Here is a 17,210-nt window from a genome sequence, read left to right on the forward strand (position 1 = left end):
AAGAAAGTGACTGGCAGCCCCGCGCAGCGGGGATGTCATACAGCCTTTGGGTTCAAGCACCAAAACCGCCCGAGCCTCAAGGCCCACAAACAGCCCGAACAAGGACCCCATCCAAGTCTCAAGCCAGACCCACAGCAGCTAGAACAAAGCCCCCACCCAAGCCCAAACAAGAAAACTAAGAAACCCCCTTCAAAAACACCCCCCCTCGCTAACAATCCAATCCATAGCCAAATCATGCCCCTGCGCGGCCAGCGCAATCCGGCAGGCCTCAAAACCAACCCCAATCGCCACCGGAGTGACCCCGCCGGCTGCCAGCGCCGCCAGTGTGCGGTCATAAAACCCGCCCCCATATCCAAGCCGGAACTTATCGGCACTGAAACCGACACATGGAATCAGCAGCGCGTCGGGCACCACGGCCGGCGTGCCGTCGGGAATCGGAATGCCGTAGTGGCCTTTGGTCATCGCGGTGCCGGGTTGCCACAGGTGGAAGTCGAGCGGCGCGCCGGGGCGGCTGACTACCGGCAGGGCCGCTTGGCGGCCCGGGTCGGCGGCCAGCCAGCGCGTCACGGTGGCGCGCGCGTCGAACTCGTGCTGGATCGGCCAGTAGAAACCGAGGCGCCGCGCGGCCAGGCGTTCCAGCAGGGTGGCCAGCGCGGCTTCGATGGCGGCATCGGCGTCGGCGCGCGCGGGCAGGGTGGCGCGCAGCGCCAGCAGCCGGCGCCGCAGGGCGCCGCGTGCTTCGCTGGCGGGGGCCTGCGCGGCGGGTTTGTCGGGCGCGCCGGAACGGTTGCGAACCTCGTCGCTGGGCATGGCTGCGTGGGATAATGTTTGCTGTCGACCAAATATCGCACGGTCGGACGCGGGCCCTTCGACAAGAGCGGAGAAGGCGATGCCGTCCGGCCGTCACAACAAGGAAAGCCAAGAATGCCGAAGGGAGTATATCCGCAGCGTGCGGCCAGGGCCGCCCTCGCGGCGATCGCGTGTGCGCTGCTTGCCGCGCCGGTGTTTGCGCAGAAGCGGCCATCGCCGCAGCCGCAGTCACAATCCCCGGCAACCTTCATCCCGGGCAATCCCGACGACGCTTTCGTGGCGCTGCGCGACGCCGCGCGCAAGAACGACGTGGTCCGCACCGATGCCATCTCGGCCACGCTGGTGGACTACCCGATCTCGTCGTACGTGGAATATTTCCGCATCAAGCCGCAGATGTTCGACGCCAGCGGCCTGGCCCGCATCGACGCGCCGGACGACCAGGTGCGCGCGTTCCTGCAGCGCTACAAGGGCGAGGCCATTGCCGACCGCATGCGCAACGACTGGCTGCTGGTGCTGGGCAAGAAGCGCGACTGGGCGAACTTCGACGCCGAGTACCCGCAGTTCGTGCTCAAGGACGACACCCAGGTGGAGTGCTATGCGCTGCTGTCGCGCGCGCTCAAGGGCCAGAACGTGGCGGCCGAGGCACGCGCGGCGCTGGCCGATCCGAAGTATTACGGCGAAGGCTGCGTCGACCTGATCGGCTATCTCGCGCAGAGCCGCCAGATCGAGCCGAGCGACGTGGCCTTCCAGGCACGCCAGGCGCTGGAGCAGAACTTCGTCACGCTGGCCGGGCGCATCGCCGCCACCGCGCCCGAGGCGCGCGGCGACAGCAACACGCTGGCCACCGTGGTCAAGATGGCGCGCAACGATCCGTCGCAGGCCGCCGCCTACCTGAACGCCAGCGCCGCCGGCCTGTCGCGCGACGAGCAGGGCGCGGGCTGGGGCGTGATCGGCCAGTTCGCGGCCAAGAAGCTGGCGCCCGAGGCGGCCGGCTACTACCGCCGCCAGATGGACCTGGGTGGCAACCAGTGGCTGTCCGACGAAAGCCAGGAGTGGCGCGTGCGCGCCGCGCTGCGCCAGGGCGACTGGAAGCAGGTGCGCATGGCGGTCGAGGCCATGCGCCCCGAGCTGCGCGCCAAGGACCCGGCCTGGACCTACTGGTACGGCCGCGCGCTCAAGGCCGACAACCGCGCCGCCGAGGCGCAGCAGCAGTTCCAGGCCATCGCCGGCCAGTTCAACTTCTACGGCCAGCTCGCCAATGAAGAGCTGGGCAACCGCACCGTGCTGCCCGCGCGTACCCAGGTCAGCGACGCCGAGGTCAACGCCATGCGCGCGCGCCCGGGTTTCCTGCGCGCGCAGAAGCTCTACGACCTCAACCTGCGCTTCGAGGGCAACCGCGAGTGGAACTGGGAGTTGCGCGGCATGACCGACCGCCAGTTGCTGGCCGCGGCCGACTACGCGCGCCGCATCGAGCTGCTGGACCGCGCCGTCAACACCGCCGACCGCACCCAGGCCGAGCACGATTTCTCGCTGCGCTTCCTGATGCCCTACCGCGACATCATGCAGCGCGCCACCGACGACGTCGGCCTCGACATGGCGTGGGCCTACGGCCTGGTGCGCCAGGAATCGCGCTTCATCATGAACGCGCGCTCGTCGGCCGGCGCGCACGGCCTGATGCAGGTGATGCCGGCCACCGCCAAGTGGGTCGCGCGCAAGATCGGCATGACGGATTTCTCGCCGTCGATGATGGGCGATCCCAACGTCAACATCATGCTCGGCACCAACTACATGAGCATGGTGTTCACCGACCTGGACAGCTCGTGGACGCTGGCCTCGGCCGCCTACAACGCCGGCCCGGGGCGCCCCAAGAGCTGGCGCACCAGCCTGCCGCGCCAGGTCGAGGGCGCGGTCTTTGCCGAGACCATCCCGTTCGCGGAGACCCGCAGCTACGTCAAGAACGTGCTGTCGAACGCTACGTACTATGCTGCATTGATGAGCGGCAGGCCGCAGTCGCTCAAGGATCGCCTGGGCACGGTGTCGCCGTCGCAGATCACCACCACCGCCTTGCCCTGAGCCGGCGCGCGGTCTGCCGGCGAGTGCGGCCGCCGGCGCATGCCCCATCCGGGGCGCGCGCCGGCCGGGCCTTGCCACGGAGGAATCCATGCAGACCAGCAACGTTCTAGTGATCGGCGCCGCCGGTTTCGTCGGCAGCCACCTGGTGGCCCGCCTGGCGGGCGTGGCCACCGCCTCGGCCACGCCGCTCGAGCCGGGCAGCGTGACCGAGCCGCCCATCGACCCCGAGCGCATCGTCGCCGCCGCGCGCGATGCCGAGCACGCCCAGCACCTGCTGCTGCTGCCGCGCGTGGAAGTCGTCGAGCTCGACGTGCGCAACGAGGCGGCGCTCGACGCCGCGGTCGGCTCGCTGGGCACCGAGGGCATCGTGGTCAACCTCGCCGGCATCCTGCACGGCGAGCGCGCCGAGCCCTACGGCGCCGCCTTCGCCGCGGCGCACGTGGAGCTGCCGCGGCGCCTGGTGGCGGCCTGCCGCGGCACCGGCGTGCGCAGGCTGTTGCACATGAGCGCGCTGGGCGCCGACAGCGCCGGCCCGTCGATGTACCTGCGCAGCAAGGGCGACGGCGAGCGCGTGGTGCGCGAAAGCGGGCTGGACTGGACCATCTTCCGCCCGTCCGTGATCTTCGGGCCCGACGATCACTTCCTCAACCTGTTCGCCCACATGCAGCAGATCGCGCCGGTGGTGCCGCTGGCGTGCGCGCAGGCGCGCTTCCAACCGGTCTACGTGCAGGACGTGGCGCAGGCCTTCGTCAACGCGATGGCCACGCCGGCCACCGTCGGCTACGCCTACGACCTGGCCGGGCCGCAGGTCTACACGCTCGAGGCGCTGGTGCGCTATGCCGGGCGCGCCAGCGGCCACCCGCGCCCGGTCCTGCACCTGCCCGACGCGCTCGCGCGCCTGCAGGCGGCCGTGCTGGAGCACATGCCGGGCACGCCGGTGATGACGCGCGACAACCTCGACTCCATGCGGCTCGACAACGTCATGGCCGGCCCGCTCGCGCCGGAACTGGGCCTGCGCCAGCCGGTCAGCCTGGAAGCGGTGATGACCGACGTGCTGGCCGGGCGCGGCCACGAGAGCCAGATGCAGACCCTGCGGCGCAGCGTGTATCGCTGAAGCTGCCGGCGCGGATGGTGCGGGCAGGCGGGCCGGGCGTGGGCCGCCCGTGACGCGCCAGTGATCGGCTTGTGACCCGCTTGTGACCCGCGCTCACATCGCTGCGAGCGCAATTCGCTTGGATCGGCCAGGCGCGGCTGGCTACAATGCCTTGTTCCGCCGGTGTGTTTTCCCGGCCGCTCCCTTTCCCAGTTCCAGCAAGGATTCCGCGATGAAGCTCGTCATCGGCAACAAGAACTATTCGTCCTGGTCGCTGCGCCCGTGGCTGCTGATGCGGCAGGCCGGCATCGCCTTCGAGGAGATCAAGGTGCGCCTGTCCACGCCGGACTTCGACGCGGTGGTCGCGCGCCATTCGCCGGCCGGCAAGGTGCCGGTGCTGGTCGATGGCGACCTCGCCGTGTGGGACACGCTGTCGATCGCCGAATACCTGGCCGAGCGCTTTCCCGAGAAGCAGCTGTGGCCGGCCGAGCGCGACGCGCGCGCGCTGGCGCGCTCGGTCTGCGCGGAGATGCATGCGGGCTTCGGCAACCTGCGCAGCCAGATGCCGATGAACGCCACCGCGATGCTGCCCGGCCTGGGCTGGAACGCCGCCGTGCAGCGCGACGTGGACCGCATCGCCGCGATCTGGACCGACCTGCGCGCGCGCTTCGGCGCCGGCGGCCCGTTCCTGTTCGGCGCCTTCACCATCGCCGACGCGTACTTCGCGCCGGTGGTCAGCCGCTTCGCCACCTACGGCACGCACCTGCCCGACGAAGCCAAGCGCTACGCCGACTTCATTCTGGCGCTGCCGGCCATGCAGGCGTGGATCGCCGATGCGCGCGAGGAGCGCGACTTCATCGTGGCGGACGAGCCGTACCGGCTCGCGCCGGACCGCGCCGACGCCATCATCATCAATCACTGAGGGCCGTTCATGCAGGTGTATGCCGTCGGCGGCGCCATTCGCGACGCCCTGCTGGGCAAGCCCAGCCAGGACCGCGACTACGTGGTGGTGGGCGCGACCCCGGCCGAGATGGAAGCCGCCGGCTACAAGCCGGTCGGCAAGGATTTCCCGGTGTTCCTCCATCCACGGACCAGGGAGGAGTACGCGCTGGCCCGCACCGAGCGCAAGACCGCGGCCGGCTACAAGGGCTTCGCGTTCTACTGCGCGCCCGACGTCACGCTCGAGGACGACCTCGTGCGGCGCGACCTCACCATCAACGCGATGGCGCGCGCGGTCGATGCCGGCGGCGAGCTTGCCGGCCCGGTGATCGATCCCTACGGCGGCCGGCGCGACCTCGCCGCGCGCCAGTTCCGCCACGTCTCCGAGGCATTCGCCGAAGACCCGGTGCGCATCCTGCGCGTGGCCCGCTTCGCCGCGCGCTTCCACGACTTCACCGTGGCGCCGGACACGCTCGCGCTGATGCGCGGCATGGTCGATGCCGGCGAGGTCGACGCGCTGGTGGCCGAGCGCGTCTGGCAGGAAATCGCGCGCGGCCTGATGGAGGCCCGGCCCTCGCGCATGTTCGAGGTGCTGCGCGACTGCGGCGCGCTGGCGCGCCTGCTGCCCGAGCTGGACCGGCTGTGGGGCGTGCCCCAGCGCGCCGACTACCACCCCGAGGTGGATACCGGCGTGCACGTGATGATGGTGGTCGATACCGCCGCCGGCATGGACGCGCCGCTGCCGGTGCGCTTCGCCGCGCTGGTGCACGACCTCGGCAAGGGCACCACGCCGGCCGACGTGCTGCCGCGCCACATCGGCCACGAGCAGCGCAGCGTGGCGCTGCTCGAAGACGTCTGCAAGCGCCTGCGCGTGCCCACCGAATGCCGCGACCTCGCGGTGGCGGTGGCGCGCGAGCACGGCAACATCCACCGCAGCGACGCCTTCGGCGCGGCCGCGCTGACGCGCCTGCTGGAGCGCTGCGACGCACTGCGCAAGCCCGCGCGCTTCGCCGGCATCCTGCAGGCCTGCGAAGCCGACGCGCGCGGCCGGCTCGGCTTCGAGCAGCGCAGCTATCCGCAGGCGGCGCGGCTGATGGCGGCGCTGGCCGCGGCGGCGGCGGTGGATGCCGGCGCGGTGGCGCGGGAATGCGCCGGCAATGCCAGCCTCATCAAGGACCGCGTGCATGTGGCGCGGGTGGCGGCGGTGGAGGCGGCGCTGGGGGGGAAAGCGTCAGTATGAATGAGCGGAAATCTGATTAGATTCGGTATCAGAAATCGTATCTGATACGATATTTTCAGCTTAAGTCGAATCGATTTCGGTCGAGTTGATTGGAATTCGTGCTATTTTTAAAGCATGGTTGAAAATCCAAGGAAGTATCCAATCAAGCGCCTGCAGCTTGAGTTGCCCCGCGGCGCCCCTTTCGATCTGCAGGCCCTCCAGCGTCTCGACGTGTCCGCGCAGCTTGCCGCGCACTACGTGTCGAGCGGCTGGCTCCTGCGGCTGGCCCAGGGCGTCTACGCATTTCCCAACGATGCATTCGGCGTCTATGGCGCGCTTGGATTCCTCCGGCAGCGGGTGGCCGGGCTGCACGTCGGCGGCAAGAGCGCGCTGGCGCTGCAAGGCGTGCGGCACAATCTCGGCACGCGCGAAACGCTGACCCTGTGGGGCGATGCGCGCTTCGAGATACCGGACTGGTTCGCGTCGAGATTCCCGGCGCGCTATCGCCATGCGCGCCTGTTCGACTGGGCTGGAGAGAGCCTGGCCGGCAAGACGCTGGCCACGCCGCCGGGCCTGCCGGACGGCCTGCCGGTCTCCGTGCCCGAGCGCGCCATCCTCGAACTGCTCTACGACGTCGGGGTTCACCAGGGACTGGAGGAGGCGCGCAACCTCTTCGAAGGGCTGCGCAGCCCGCGCAAGGAACTCATGGGCCAGTTGCTGGCCTGTTGCACCAGCGTGAAGGCGGTCCGGCTTTTCCTGACCTGGGCCCGAGAGACCGGCGTGGTGGACGTGGATGCGCTGCTGGAGCGGTTCCCGGTCCGCACCGGCAGCAACCGGCGCTGGATGAGCCGGCTGGACGACGGCACGCTGCTGAGCCTCAAGCCGCATGGATAAAGCCTACGCGGACACGGTCCGCTTGCTGCTCGACATCGCTCCCGATGTCTTCCGCAACGAGATATTTGCGCTGAAGGGCGGCACGGCGATCAACCTGTTCGTGCAGGACATGCCGCGGCTGTCCGTCGACATCGACGTGGTCTACGTCCCCAGGGACGCGCAGCGCGACGAGGCGATGCAGGAGATCGAGCGCGAACTGGGCGCCATCGCCGACCGCCTGGCGGCGCGTGGCCTCGGCGTGCGCCGCGTGCGAGGCGGAAAGGAAGATGCCGGCGCCAAGCTGCTCGTCGAGGCCGGCAACAGCCAGGTGAAGGTCGAAGTCAACATCGTCCTGCGCGGCACGGTGCTGCCGGTCGAACGGCGTCCGCTCATGGCGAGGACAGCGGACCGTTTCGGCGTCGAATTCGATCTGCCGGTCCTGGCTCCCGACGAACTCTACGCGGGCAAGCTGGTTGCCGCGATGGACCGCCAGCATCCACGCGACCTGTTCGACGTGTGGCAACTGCTCGGGTCGGGCGGCTTCACAGCGCAGATGGTCGAGTGCGTCGTCGTCTATCTCGCGGGCCATCCGCGCCCGCCGCACGAAATCCTGTTCGGCAATGACAAGGACATCGCCCGCGAGTACGAGCGCGCTTTCGCCGGCATGATGGAAATCGATTGCCCGCTGGAGACCCTGCTGGAAACGCGGAAGACGCTCAGACGAGAGCTGCCGCGCCGCTTCAGCGAGGCGCAACGGCGGTTCCTCGCGGGCCTGGTGCGCGCGCAACCCGACTGGTCCCTGCTGCAGCATGCGCATGTCGCCGAGCTGCCGGCCATACGCTGGAAACTGCTGAACCTCGAGAGATTCCGCCGCGGCAAGCCGGAGGAGGCCGAACGGCAGGCGCGGGCGCTGGAAGCGGGGTTCTTGCAGTGAGGGGAATGACAACCGTCGGGCACCACTAGTGGCTTCGGCGCATCCGTTGGCTTGAGCGGTTTTGCCACGTGCCCACGGTTTGCTCCCCTCTCCCGCTCGCGGGAGACAGGCCGGGGGAGGGCCGGCACCCGCAGAACCGCTACCGCCACCGTCCCCGCCACCGAATCAGATCAGCTTCCCCACCAGCAACGCCACCATCGACAACAGGATCGTCGACGCGAACGGCAGCATGAAGTCGCGCCCGAACAGCCGGAAGCGCACGTCCCCGGGCAGCCGCCCCAGCCCCAGCTTCTGCAGCCACGGCAAGGCCGCCGACAGCACGATGACGGCCAGGAAGATGGTGAAGGTCCAGCGCAGCATGATGGGTGCCTGTGAGGTCGGGGTGCCTGACTATAGCGCCACGGCGTTACAGCGCGTGGCTGCGGTCGGCGCGCGCGAAGCCGGCCAGCGGCAGCGCGTCGTCGAGCCCGCGGGTCAGGGCGATGACCTTGAACAGCTCGCCCATCTCGGCCTCGGACAGCAGTTTCTGCACGGCGTTGGCGGCGGGCAGGAAGCTGTGCGTGTCGTTGGGGTCGAGCGCCATCAGCAGGTCGGTGATGCCGGCGTTCATCAGGAAGCGCGCCTGCGAGGCGAAGCCGGCCACGGTCAGGCCGGTGTCGGCGGCGGCGTGGGCGATGCCGCTGAAGTTGACGTGGGCGGTGATGTCCTGCAGCCCGGGGTAGAGGAACGGATCCGGGTGCGCGTGATGGCGGTAGTGGCACATCAGCGTGCCGCCGGTGCGCTGCGGGTGGTAATACTCGGCGCCCGGGAAGCCGTAGTCGATGAAGAAGGCGGCGCCGCGCGCGAGCATCGCGCCGACCGCGCGCATGAAGCCTTCGGCCTCGGCGTGGGTCTCGGTGACGATGTCGTGGTCGCCGGGGATGGCGTGCAGCGCCTCGGGCAGGTCGCCGGCGGGCAGCGGGCGGTCGGAGAAGGCGAAGGCGTTGCCGCCCTGCGCCGTCTCGGCGCGATCTCCGGCGCCATCCTCTGCATCCGCCCGGACCACGCCGCGCTCGAGCCAGCGGCCGTGGCTGCGGGCGAACAGGCGCACCGGCATGGCATCGAGCACTTCGTTGCCGACGATGACGCCCTCGAAGCGCTCGGGCAGCGTGTCGAGCCACGCCACGCGCGCGGCCAGGTGCGGGGCGCGCTCGGCCAGCGTGGCCTGCTGGCGCGCGCGCAGCTCGCCGGAGAGCTCGACGATGGCATAGCGCGCGGGCAACTGGCCTTCCTGTTCCAGCGCCAGCAGCAGGTCGGCCGCCAGGCGGCCGGTGCCGGCGCCGAATTCGAGCAGTTGCGCCAGGCCGGGACGCGCCAGCAGCGGCGCGAACTGGCGCGCCAGCGTGCGGGCGAAGAACGGGCTCAGTTCGGGGGCGGTGATGAAGTCGCTGCCGTCGCGCGCGTCGCGGCCGAACTTGGCGGCGCCGCCGCTGTAATAGCCGAGGCCGGGCGCGTACAGCGCCAGCGCCATGTAGCGGTCGAAACCGAGCCAGCCGCCGGCTTCGTCGATGGCCTGGGCGATATGTGCGCCGAGCGTGGCAGAGGCGCTCAGCGCGTCCGCGGGGGGAAGGGGTAGACTAGCGCCTTTGTGCATATCGCGATTGTAGCAATGCCCGACTCCACATCTCCTGACTCCGCCTCGCCCGGCAGCGCCTGCGCCGCCGCTTCCGCGGCCGCCGCGCCGGCGCGCGGCGTCGCGCTCGTGACCGGCGCGGCGCGCCGGCTCGGCCGCGTGATCGCGCTGGAACTGGCCGCGCGCGGCTGGGACGTGGCCGTGCACTGCCACCGCTCGCTGGCCGAGGCCGAGGCGCTGGCCGAGCAGATCCGCGCGCGCGGCCGCCGCGCCGCGGTGCTGCAGGCCGACCTTGCCGACGAGGCCGCCACCGGCAAGCTGATCGCCGCCTGCACCGCGGCGCTGGGCGTGCCGGGCTGCCTGGTCAACAACGCCTCGCTGTTCCAGTACGACGTGGCCACCAGCTTCTCCTACGCCTCGCTCGACACGCACATGCGCACCAACGTGGCGGCGCCGCTGCTGCTGTCGCGCGAGCTGCACCGCGCGCTGCCGGAAGGGCAGACCGGCGTGGTGATCAACCTGCTGGACCAGAAGCTGGACAATCTCAACCCGGATTTCCTGTCCTACACGCTGTCCAAGGCGGCGCTGCAGACCGCCACCGTGCAGCTGGCCCAGGCGCTCGCGCCCAAGCTGCGCGTGGTGGGCGTGGCGCCCGGCATCACGATGGTCTCGGCCGACCAGTCCGGCCCCGGCTTCCGGCGCGCGCATTGCATGACGCCGCTGGGCCACTCGTCCACGCCGGAGGACATCGCGCAGGCGGTGGCCTACCTGGCCGAGGCGCGCGCCGTGACCGGCACCACGCTCTACGTCGATGGCGGGCAGCACCTGATGCCGCTCGCGCGCGACGTGATGTTCCTCACCGAATGACGCTTTGACGTACCCGGCGCGCGGCCGCGACCCGGCCCGCGCGCCTTCCCGACCCGTTTTTCCCCCATCATGACCATGCTCGCCGCCCTTACCCACCCCAGCCTGCAAGACTGCCGCCGCATGTTCCTGCGCAACTATGAAGTGCAGATCAACATCGGCGTGCACGAATTCGAGAAAAAGGGCGAGCAGCGCGTGCTGATCAACATCGACCTGTTCGTGCCGCTGGCGCAGAGCACGCCCCAGGAAGACAAGCTGCAGGAAGTGGTGGACTACGACTTCATGCGCAACACCGTGGCCGAGCGCATGGCGCAGGGCCACGTGCACCTGCAGGAAACGCTGTGCGACGACGTGGCGCGCGCCATGCTCCGGCATCCCAAGGTGCGCGCCGTGCGCGTCTCGACCGAGAAGCCGGACGTGTACCCGGACTGCGATTCGGTCGGCGTCGAGGTGTTCCACATCAAGGCGGCCGAGGCGATATAAGGCCATCGGGCGCGCCAGCACGTCGCCCAAACGCCGCCGCAAACTTCGCACAAGCGCCGCGCAAGTGCCGCCCAAGCGCCGCGCAAACGCGGCCAGCGACCGCCCATTGAGCGCACGCGGCGGCACGAAGCCGCGCAACGCCGCCGGCCGCCGTCCGGCGCGGCCGGCGCGCTCACGCTAAAATACCGGGCTGTCCAGCCACGGACCGGACCCGGCGGCACCGCGCGAGTTACCTACAAGTGATGTACGGGTGACTCACAAGCGACGCGCGTGCCGCGCCGCAGGCCGTTCCGCCCCCGCATCCCGATCAGAGCGCCATGACCGCCACCACGCATTCCAAGAACTTCTTCCGCCTGGAAACCTACCTCCAGTCGCAGACGGGCCGCGCCATCGGCGACTTCAAGATGATCGAGGACGGCGACACGGTGCTGGTGTGCCTGTCCGGCGGCAAGGACTCGTACACCATGCTGTCGGTGCTGATGGCGCTGCAGAAGCGCGCGCCGATCGACTTCAAGCTGATCGCGATGAACCTCGACCAGAAGCAGCCCGGCTTTCCCGCCGACGTGCTGCCGGCCTACCTCAAGTCGGTCGGGGTCGAGTACGTGATCGTGGACGCCGACACCTATTCCATCGTCAAGGAGAAGGTGCCCGAGGGCAAGACCACCTGCTCGCTGTGCTCGCGCCTGCGCCGCGGCGTGATCTACCGCACCGCCAAGGAGCTGGGCGCCAACAAGATCGCGCTGGGCCACCACCGCGACGACATCGTCCAGACCTTCTTCCTGAACCTGTTCTTCGGCGGCAAGATGAAGGCCATGCCGCCCAAGCTGGCCACCGACGACGGCCAGCACATCGTGATCCGCCCGCTGGCCTACTGCCCCGAGAAGGACATCGCCGCCTACGCGCGCGCGATGGCCTACCCGATCATCCCGTGCAACCTGTGCGGCTCGCAGGAGAACCTGCAGCGCAAGAAGGTCAAGGAGATGCTGCTGGAGTGGGAGCGCCAGAACCCGGGCCGCATCGACAACATCTTCGCGGCGCTGCGCAGCGTGGTGCCGTCGCACCTGGCCGACACCGAGCTGTTCGACTTCAACGGCCTGGCCACCGGGCTGGCCAAGGTGGACGAGGCCATGCTGTTCGGCCAGACCGCGTTTTCCCAGCAGCCGCTGGTGTTCGCCGGCGGCATGGAAGAGAACAAGCTGGAGTTCGTGCGCTTCGAGAAGTCCGCGCCGGCGGACACGCAGCCGGCCGGCGCGGAGTAAGGGCCGGGCGGCGGGGGACGCCGCGGGCGCCCGGCCGACGCCTGCGACCGTCGCCTGCGATGGCCGCCTTCGGCGGCCGCCCTCAGTTGTCCGCCCGGGCCGGCAGGGCACCGGCGGTCTTGCCGGACTGGCCTTCGCGCATCAGCGCGTTGGCGTCGTCGATCCATTTCTGGAAGCGCTCGGCCGCGTGGTGCTTCTGCTCGGGCGTGGTCAGGTTGGCGATGGTGGCCGTCAGCACCAGCCCGGCCTCGTTGTTGGCGTCGTAGCGCGCGTCGCGCTCGCGCGTCGGCGGGTTCTGCCAGTGGTCGCCGTAGCGCTTGAGCATGTCCACCACCTGGGCGCGGGGCGGATGGGTGGCCTGCACCTGCCGCGCCAGCGCCAGCCATTCCTGCTGGCGCTTGACGCGCTCGTCGTAGCGCGCCTCGGCGCCCTGCACCACCGGCCCGATCGCGCGGCGGATGGCGTCTTCCTGCTCGTCGGAGAAGCGCCCGTAGACCAGGCGGGCATAGTCCATCACCTTGTCGAAGCGGGCCTCGGCGCGCGCGGACGGGTCGGGGCGCAGGTATTCCTTGCGGTACTTGGCGTTGGCGTCGCTGAATTTCTTCTCCATGCGGGCGATCTGCTCGGGCGCGAGCGTCAGCAGCAGGTCGGCCACGTCCGGCGCGGAGCGGTCGAACGCCACCCGCGCCAGGCGCTGGGCGCCTTCCTGGATGCGGGCCACCTCGGCCGGCGTGACCGGCTGCTGCACCTCGCTGCGGGCCTGGCGCAGCAGGCCGGCGATCTCGGGCAACTGCTCGCGGCGGTGCCAGGCGAAGAAGCGGGCGATGGCGTCGCGCGTGGGCGGCTCCTGGCTGGCCGACACGTCCACGTAGTTGTCGACCCACCAGAACGCCAGCCGGTCGCCCTGCTGGTAGCCCAGTTTCAGTGCATTGCAGGCGCTCAGCGCCAGCACGGCGCCGGCCAGGGCCAGGTGCCGCAAGCCGCGCAAAAACGTGAGATTTGGTGACAAACTGCGTAAAACCCCCATGATAGAATCCTTTCCCGCGCGATCCGGCGCTTCCCCCGGCGCTGCCGCGCGCGCCCGGCCCCCCTCCGTGGTGGGCTGTGCCGCGCGCCCCGGAAACCCGATCATCCGGCCGGCGGGTGCGTTCGTCCCCGACTCGGTCCGGAGGGCGGCTTCAAACGGTTTCATGGACACACTCACTTAGGATCCTCCTTGTGAATATCGTCATTCTCGCTGCGGGAATGGGCAAGCGGATGAATTCCGCGCTGCCCAAGGTACTGCATCCGCTCGCCGGCCGGCCGCTGCTTGCGCATGTGATTGCGACGGCCCGCCAATTGTCGCCGACGCGGCTGGTGGTGGTGGTCGGGCACGGCGCCGAGCGCGTGCGCGAGGCCGTGGGCGCGGACGACGTCGCCTTCGCCCTGCAGGCCGAGCAGCTCGGCACCGGCCACGCCGTGGCGCAGGCGCTGCCGCTGCTCGACGACAGCCGGCCCACGCTGGTGCTCTACGGCGACGTGCCGCTGACCGAGCCGGCCACGCTGCGGCGCCTGGTGGCCGAGGCCGGCGCGGAGCGCTTCGGCATCCTCACCGTGGAGATGGACGATCCCACCGGCTACGGCCGCATCGTGCGCGAGGGCGGCGACAACACCGGCAGCATCACGCGCATCGTCGAGCAGAAGGACGCCAGCGCGGCGCAGCGCGCCATCCGCGAGATCAACACCGGCATCATCATGGCGCCCACCGGCCACCTGCGCCGCTGGCTGTCCACGCTGCGCAACGACAACGCCCAGGGCGAGTACTACCTGACCGACACCGTCGAGCGCGCCGTCGCCGACGGCGTGGAAGTGGTCTCGGCGCAGCCCGGCGCGCTGTGGGAGACGCTCGGCGTCAACAGCAAGGTGCAGCTGGCCGAGCTCGAGCGCATCCACCAGCGCAACCTCGCGCAGCGCCTGCTCGAGGCCGGCGTGACGCTGATGGACCCGGCGCGCATCGACATCCGCGGCGAGCTGACCTGCGGGCGCGACGTGACCATCGACGTCAACTGCGTGTTCGAAGGCCGCGTGCACCTCGAAGACGGCGCCCATGTCGGCGCCAATTGCGTGATCCGCAACAGCACCGTCGGCGCCGGCGCGCACCTGCAGCCGTTCTGCCACTTCGAGGACGCCAGCGTGGGCGCGCACGGCCGCATCGGCCCGTATGCGCGGCTGCGCCCCGGCACCGTGCTGGGCGAGGACGTGCACATCGGCAATTTCGTCGAGGTCAAGAACAGCCAGATCGCCGCGCACAGCAAGGCCAACCACCTCGCCTACGTGGGCGACGCCACGGTCGGCTCGCGCGTCAACATCGGCGCCGGCACCATCACCTGCAACTACGACGGCGCCAACAAGCACCGCACCGTGATCGAGGACGACGTCTTCATCGGCTCCGACTCGCAGCTGGTGGCGCCCGTGACCGTGCGGCGCGGCGCCACGCTCGGCGCCGGCACCACGCTGACCAAGGACGCGCCGGCCGGCAAGCTGACGCTGTCGCGCGCCAAGCAGATGACCCTCGACGGCTGGCAGCGTCCGGTCAAGCAGGCAAAGAAATAACCCCCGCCTCCGCGCGGCCCGGGAAAAGCCGGGCGGCATTGGCAATACGCGGGTAACGGCGCCGCCGTTACCGCGCAAACCAACCGGCGCGGCCATGACCGCGCCTATCGGGAGAAAACTATGTGCGGCATCGTCGGCGCGGTTTCCACGCGCAACATCGTACCGGTCCTGATCGAAGGCCTGCGCCGCCTCGAATACCGCGGCTATGACTCGTGCGGCGTGGCCGTGGTGCGCGAAGGCGCGCTCGAGCGCGCGCGCACCGTCTCGCGCGTGGCCGACCTGGACGAGCAGACCCGCGCCTCCGGCCTGGCCGGCTTCACCGGCGTGGCGCATACGCGCTGGGCCACCCACGGCAAGCCCGACACCACCAACGCCCACCCGCATTTCTCGGGCGAGACCATCGCGCTGGTGCACAACGGCATCATCGAGAACTACGAGCCGCTGCGCGAGGAACTGCGCGCGGCCGGCTACGGCTTCGAGTCGCAGACCGACACCGAGGTCGTGGCCCACCTGATCCACCAGGCCTACAGCTACCCGAGCAGCGCCACGCGCGGCGATCTGTTCGCCTCGGTGCGCGCCGTGACCAAGCGCCTGCACGGCGCCTACGCCATCGCCGTGTTCGCCAAGGACCATCCCGAGCGCGTGGTCGGCGCGCGCGCCGGCTCGCCGCTGGTGGTGGCGCTGGGCGAGAACGAATCGTTCCTGGCCTCGGACGCGCTGGCCGTGGCCGGCACGGCCAACCACATCATCTACCTCGAAGAGGGCGACGTGGTCGAGCTGACCCGCGAGGGCGCCACCATCCGCGACCTGCACGACCACCTGGTCGAGCGCGAGGTGCGCGTGGTCGAGACCCACGCCGCGGCGGTCGAGCTGGGCCCGTACCGCCACTTCATGCAGAAGGAAATCTTCGAGCAGCCGCGCGCGCTCGGCGACACCCTCGAAGGCGTGGACGCCATCGTGCCCGAACTGTTCGGCGCCAACGCGGCGAGCGTGTTCGCCGAGATCGACAGCATCCTGATCCTGGCCTGCGGCACCAGCTACTACTCGGGCTGCACCGCCAAGTACTGGCTGGAGGCGGTGGCGAAGATCCCGACCCAGGTCGAGGTCGCCAGCGAATACCGCTACCGCGAGACCGTGCCCAACCCGCGCGCGCTGGTGGTGGTGATCTCGCAGTCCGGCGAGACCGCCGACACGATGGCCGCGCTGCGCCACGCCAAGTCGCTCGGCCACACCCACACGCTGGCTGTGTGCAACGTGTCCACCAGCGCGATGGTGCGCGAGACCGAGCTGCGCTTCCTGACCCGCGCCGGCACCGAGATCGGCGTGGCCTCCACCAAGGCCTTCACCACCCAGCTCGCCGCGCTGTACATGCTGACGCTGGCGCTGGCCAAGGTGCGCGGCAGGCTGACCGCCGAGGCCGAGGCCGCCGCGCTGACCAACCTGCGCCACCTGCCGGTCGCGCTGCATGGCGTGCTGGCGCTGGAGCCGCAGATCATCTCGTGGTCCGAGGACTTCGCCCGCCGCGAGAACGCGCTGTTCCTGGGCCGCGGCCTGCATTACCCGATCGCGCTCGAAGGCGCGCTCAAGCTCAAGGAAATCTCGTACATCCACGCCGAGGCCTACCCGGCCGGCGAGCTCAAGCACGGCCCGCTGGCGCTGGTGACGGAGGCCATGCCGGTGGTCACGGTGGCGCCCAACGACGCGCTGCTGGAAAAGCTCAAGTCCAACATCCAGGAAGTGCGCGCGCGCGGCGGCCGCCTGTACGTGTTCGCCGATAGCGACACCCACATCCAGTCGAGCGAAGGCATCCAGGTGATCCGCCTGCCCGAGCACTACGGCGACCTCTCGCCGATCCTGCACGTGGTGCCGCTGCAGCTGCTGGCCTATCACACGGCCTGCGCGCGCGGCACCGACGTCGACAAGCCGCGCAACCTGGCCAAGTCGGTCACGGTCGAGTAAGCGGCATAGCGGGCGCCGGCGCGGTCCGCGCGAGATACGGGCGGGCTCGCCGCACGGCCGCGGCGGGTTTGTCCCGGCTGCGTCGGACATGCGCTTCCATCCCGCGCCGCCCCGGGCGAAGCAACTTTGCCCGGGAGGCGGGCGGGGAACGTGGTTCACGAGCCGAGTGTCGGCCAGGACCGCGCCGGCCGCTATCGGCCGTCCGCCTACACGGCAGCGCGACGGCAGCGCGCTCCGCGCTGCCTGAGCCTTTGTCTCCGGGCGTCCCGGGACTTGTCATGCTCCACCATCCACCACGATGGCCGGATGGCCGGCCGGCAGGCGATCGCCCGCGCGGTCCACGCCGGTCCCGGTGCGGGCCCGACCGCGTCGGCGTGCGCATCTCGCCGTCGGGCAAACCGGGCAAATGGGGCAAATGGGGCGGCATCTGCGCAGCGACCCGCAGGCCGCCTCCAGCCAAGCGGCGCAAGTACGAGACACGCGTGAGATTGCCTGTCCGC

Annotated in this window: 15 protein-coding genes; 11 read left to right on the top strand and 4 right to left on the bottom strand. The window is 70.1% G+C overall.

The window, feature by feature from the left end:
- Nucleotides 1-189: 189 nt before the first annotated feature.
- On the bottom strand, nt 190-810 hold the full coding sequence (locus tag AC3WXD_RS33530) for a 5-formyltetrahydrofolate cyclo-ligase (RefSeq protein WP_059415507.1): 621 nt from the start codon (nt 808-810) through the stop codon (nt 190-192).
- Between the two features lie 114 nt (nt 811-924).
- Between AC3WXD_RS33530 and AC3WXD_RS33535 the strand changes: the two genes are divergently transcribed.
- The 6 genes from AC3WXD_RS33535 (at nt 925) to AC3WXD_RS33560 (ending at nt 7,941) form a co-directional block, all read left to right on the top strand.
- Nucleotides 925-2,883 carry a lytic transglycosylase domain-containing protein gene (locus AC3WXD_RS33535; protein ID WP_492325554.1) on the top strand — a complete coding sequence of 653 codons (1,959 nt, stop codon included), beginning with the start codon at nt 925-927 and terminating at the stop codon, nt 2,881-2,883.
- A gap of 88 nt (nt 2,884-2,971) precedes the next feature.
- On the top strand, nt 2,972-3,997 hold the full coding sequence (locus AC3WXD_RS33540; protein ID WP_492325555.1) for a complex I NDUFA9 subunit family protein: 1,026 nt from the start codon (nt 2,972-2,974) through the stop codon (nt 3,995-3,997).
- A gap of 211 nt (nt 3,998-4,208) precedes the next feature.
- On the top strand, nt 4,209-4,898 hold the full coding sequence (locus AC3WXD_RS33545) for a glutathione S-transferase family protein (protein ID WP_059415511.1): 690 nt from the start codon (nt 4,209-4,211) through the stop codon (nt 4,896-4,898).
- 9 nt (nt 4,899-4,907) lie between these two features.
- Nucleotides 4,908-6,155 (top strand): multifunctional CCA addition/repair protein, encoded by a 1,248-nt coding sequence (locus tag AC3WXD_RS33550; protein ID WP_492325556.1) that lies wholly within the window; start codon nt 4,908-4,910, stop codon nt 6,153-6,155.
- A 114-nt stretch (nt 6,156-6,269) separates the two neighbouring features.
- Nucleotides 6,270-7,028 (top strand): type IV toxin-antitoxin system AbiEi family antitoxin domain-containing protein, encoded by a 759-nt coding sequence (locus AC3WXD_RS33555; protein WP_492325557.1) that lies wholly within the window; start codon nt 6,270-6,272, stop codon nt 7,026-7,028.
- Nucleotides 7,021-7,941: a nucleotidyl transferase AbiEii/AbiGii toxin family protein gene (locus tag AC3WXD_RS33560; protein ID WP_492325558.1), complete on the top strand. Its 921-nt coding sequence runs from the start codon at nt 7,021-7,023 to the stop codon at nt 7,939-7,941. Before AC3WXD_RS33555 ends, AC3WXD_RS33560 begins: the two co-directional genes overlap by 8 nt.
- A gap of 165 nt (nt 7,942-8,106) precedes the next feature.
- Here AC3WXD_RS33560 and AC3WXD_RS33565 read toward each other — a convergent pair whose 3' ends face one another.
- Complete coding sequence (locus AC3WXD_RS33565) at nt 8,107-8,301, bottom strand: DUF2905 domain-containing protein (RefSeq protein ID WP_020205235.1); 195 nt, start codon at nt 8,299-8,301, stop codon at nt 8,107-8,109.
- Nucleotides 8,302-8,347: 46 nt separating this feature from the next.
- Nucleotides 8,348-9,574: a class I SAM-dependent methyltransferase gene (locus tag AC3WXD_RS33570; protein ID WP_454730779.1), complete on the bottom strand. Its 1,227-nt coding sequence runs from the start codon at nt 9,572-9,574 to the stop codon at nt 8,348-8,350.
- Nucleotides 9,575-9,589: 15 nt separating this feature from the next.
- Between AC3WXD_RS33570 and AC3WXD_RS33575 the strand changes: the two genes are divergently transcribed.
- From AC3WXD_RS33575 to ttcA, 3 genes are all read left to right on the top strand, one after another.
- Nucleotides 9,590-10,420: an SDR family oxidoreductase gene (locus AC3WXD_RS33575; protein WP_492325559.1), complete on the top strand. Its 831-nt coding sequence runs from the start codon at nt 9,590-9,592 to the stop codon at nt 10,418-10,420.
- 69 nt (nt 10,421-10,489) lie between these two features.
- Nucleotides 10,490-10,900: a dihydroneopterin aldolase gene (locus tag AC3WXD_RS33580; protein ID WP_029044086.1), complete on the top strand. Its 411-nt coding sequence runs from the start codon at nt 10,490-10,492 to the stop codon at nt 10,898-10,900.
- 317 nt (nt 10,901-11,217) lie between these two features.
- Nucleotides 11,218-12,159, top strand: coding sequence for a tRNA 2-thiocytidine(32) synthetase TtcA (ttcA, locus tag AC3WXD_RS33585; protein ID WP_020205239.1), 942 nt, complete (start codon nt 11,218-11,220; stop codon nt 12,157-12,159).
- A gap of 82 nt (nt 12,160-12,241) precedes the next feature.
- Here the strand turns inward: ttcA and AC3WXD_RS33590 are convergent, their stop codons facing one another.
- Nucleotides 12,242-13,138: a DUF6279 family lipoprotein gene (locus AC3WXD_RS33590; protein WP_231586648.1), complete on the bottom strand. Its 897-nt coding sequence runs from the start codon at nt 13,136-13,138 to the stop codon at nt 12,242-12,244.
- Between the two features lie 239 nt (nt 13,139-13,377).
- Between AC3WXD_RS33590 and glmU the strand changes: the two genes are divergently transcribed.
- Together glmU and glmS are read left to right on the top strand one after the other, a co-directional pair.
- Nucleotides 13,378-14,751 (top strand): bifunctional UDP-N-acetylglucosamine diphosphorylase/glucosamine-1-phosphate N-acetyltransferase GlmU, encoded by a 1,374-nt coding sequence (gene glmU, locus AC3WXD_RS33595; RefSeq protein ID WP_029044087.1) that lies wholly within the window; start codon nt 13,378-13,380, stop codon nt 14,749-14,751.
- 120 nt (nt 14,752-14,871) lie between these two features.
- Entirely contained in the window at nt 14,872-16,710 is a 1,839-nt protein-coding gene (glmS, locus tag AC3WXD_RS33600) for a glutamine--fructose-6-phosphate transaminase (isomerizing) (protein WP_020205242.1), read from the top strand.
- Nucleotides 16,711-17,210: the final 500 nt, after the last annotated feature.

This window comes from Cupriavidus sp. FW216-B1, assembly GCF_058789195.1.